1 protein-coding gene is annotated in these 333 nt (G+C 31.2%); it reads left to right on the top strand.

Features of this window, described 5'->3' with window-relative positions:
* Positions 1-333: HisA/HisF-related TIM barrel protein (locus ACY2RW_RS16100; RefSeq protein WP_490123755.1), on the top strand; the 333-nt coding region annotated here is incomplete at both ends.

The following is a 333-nucleotide window of genomic DNA, read 5'->3' as shown; positions in this document are numbered from 1 at the left end:
AAAAGTAATTGTAAATACGATTGCTTTTGAAAAACCAGAATTTATAACGCAATTAGCTTCTCAATTTGGTAATCAGGCAATTGTAGCCTATATTGATGTTAAAAAGAATATGTTTGGTAAATACCAAGTGTATTCAAATTCAGGAAAAACAAAACAAAAAGTAAATGGAATTGATTGGGCTAAAAAGCTAGAGAAATTAGGAGCAGGAGAAATTTTATTGACAGCAATTCATCAAGAAGGAACTTGGAAAGGTTTTGATAGTGAATTAGTAGAAAGTATCACAAATATAGTAGACATTCCTGTAATTGCCAATGGCGGTGCTGCAAACCTAAA

This window comes from Polaribacter sp. 2305UL8-11, assembly GCF_058147165.1.
Note: the sequence above shows the minus strand (reverse complement) of the source record. Positions and strands in the feature narration are given on the sequence as shown.